Annotated in this window: 2 protein-coding genes; both read left to right on the top strand. The window is 52.4% G+C overall.

All coding sequences use genetic code 11. The features are described from left to right. Positions 1 to 869 (top strand): thermonuclease family protein (locus tag ACPLUI_RS14020; protein ID WP_424660862.1); only part of this gene is annotated, 869 nt, incomplete at its 5' end. 140 nt (positions 870 to 1,009) lie between these two features. Continuing rightward, positions 1,010 to 2,309 (top strand): DUF3352 domain-containing protein (locus tag ACPLUI_RS14015; protein WP_424660861.1); only part of this gene is annotated, 1,300 nt, incomplete at its 3' end.

Below are 2,309 nucleotides of genomic sequence, written 5' to 3'. Positions count from 1 at the left end.
CGGTCACCCTGATCATGGATAAGGTTGCCGTGGTTCTGGCCGTGGGCGGCAAGGTGATGTACGTCAACGATGAACCCAAACAGATGGACGTTGCCCCGGTAGTACGCAACGGGCGTACTTACCTGCCCGCCAGGTTTGTGGCTGAAGCGTTCGGCTACGAGGTGGGCTGGGACCCCGGGAGCCAGGCCGTGCTGGTGGGGCCAAAAGGAAATCTGCCGGAGCCGCCCCGGGCGCAAAATAGTGTCCGCGTGGTCCCGGCTGTCGTTACGTCTGTTTCCGACGGCGACACCGTGCATGTGCAGCTTGACGGGAAAGACGAAAAGGTGCGCTTTATCGGCGTCAACTGCCCGGAGATAGCTCACCCGGAGTTGGGGATAGAGGAACAGCCTTACGGAAAAGAAGCGGCGGCCTACACCCGGGATAGACTTTCTGGGAGGACCGTTTACCTGGAATATGACGTTCAGGAGCGGGACAAGTACGGCCGCCTTTTGGCCTACGTCTGGCTGGAGCGGCCTTCTTCTGGTTATGAAGGGGAAGTGCGGGCCAAGATGTACAACGCCCGGCTCCTGTTGGATGGTTACGCCCAGGTGATGACGGTCCCGCCCAATGTTAAGTACGCCGATATGTTCGTAAAATTCCAGAGAGAAGCCAGAGAAAAAGAGAAGGGGCTGTGGAGTGCGGCTCCTGTAGTTCCAACTGGTAAAACCGGTGGCGGGGCGAAGTACATCGGCAACTCAAACTCTAAGAAGTTTCACCGCCCGGACTGTCAATGGGCGCAGAAGATAGCTCCACAGAACCGGGTGGAGTTCCGGAGCAGGGAAGAGGCGGTTAAGGCAGGATATGTGCCTTGTAAGGTTTGCAAACCATGACCGATTCCTAGCCGCCGCAGACCCCGCCCTTTGGGGTTGGGAAGAGGCCGCGGTGGTTCTCCTCAGAACCTCCTGGCTTTAGCCCATGGGGAAGTTCAGAAAATAAGAAACTCTTTCTTCAAGAAAGGAGTTGGTTCAAAGTGGAGTGTGCGAAATGCAACGCCACGGTCGAGAATGAAGAGGCAAAATTTTGCCCCTTCTGCGGTACTCCCCTGAATGAGTCCGCGCCTTTGCCCAGTTCTTCGAAATCGAAAAAGGCCATCTGGATTGCGCTTGGCGTACTCACCTGTCTTCTTCTTGTTATCGGTTTTGTTACCCGAGAATCCCTCGCCCAAGTACTCCCCTTCCTTAACCCGTCTAACAGTGCCCGTGCAGCCAAACTGGCACCAGACGATACCGACCTATTTTTGGTCGTTAACCCCAATCTGGACCAGGTAAAAAATTTTGCCCGTATCAGAGACATTTACCTTTCCATCCCGGAAGTTAAAGATGCTTTCGACGATTTGCGAAGGGACTTTGAGGATGAATTCGGTTTGGACTTCAAAGAAGACGTAAAACCCTGGCTTGGCAGGGAAATAGCCCTAATTGTCCCTGACTACAGCCACGAGGAGTCATACCTGCTCGCTGTTTCTACCACCAGTATGAAAAAAGCTTCGGCCTGCTTACAAAAAGTGCGCCAGCACTGGGAAAAAGAAGGTATGGCATTCAAGGACCGGACTTATCAGGGGGTCGAGATAACCGTTGAAACCGGGGGTTCTTCACCGGTAGCCTACGCCCTGCATGAGGGGTTTTTGCTGCTGGCGGAAAGCGAGGAAGCCATCGAAAAGGCAATAGACATGACCAGGCAAAAAGGTGCGGCCACCCTGGCCAAAAATGAAAACTACAAAAAGGTAATGAAAAAGCTGCCAGCAAACAGGTCGGGTGCCTGCTATATCAACGCTGAAAACATTCCCGATATTATAAAGGACGAGTTGAACACGGATTTCCCCGTTGAAAGCCTTCACCACCTGGAAGCATATCAGGGGTTGGGCTTTTCCATGAGCTTTACCGGAGAAGGGACGCGCTTTGACTACGCGCTGGCCTACGATAAAGAAAAATTACCCAAAGACCTTCCCCCTCCCGGAAAAATTGAGAAGACTATCGCTCTGGCTCCCGAAAACTCCCTGGTATTCATAGGGGGCGTCCACCTGAATTACGTAATAGAAAAAATTCTGGAAGACATTCAAAAAGAACCCGATTTTAAAGACATCGACGCGGAAATCGAATACAATTTGGGGATAGATATTGAAAGTGATCTCCTTTCCTGGTTGGGCAGTGAATATGGTCTGGCGATTGTCCCGGACAGAGACGGGTTGTTGGGCGAAGAACTTCACCTGGGGATGCTTGCCATGTTTTCTGTGAAAGATGAGCAAAAGGCTAAAAGGTTAATGGACAAGATAG

The organism is Desulfofundulus sp., assembly GCF_049701015.1.
Taxonomy (GTDB): Bacteria; Bacillota; Desulfotomaculia; order Desulfotomaculales; family Desulfovirgulaceae; genus Desulfofundulus.
The sequence above is the reverse complement of the archived record's forward strand: the minus strand, read 5'-3'. Positions and strand labels throughout refer to the sequence as shown.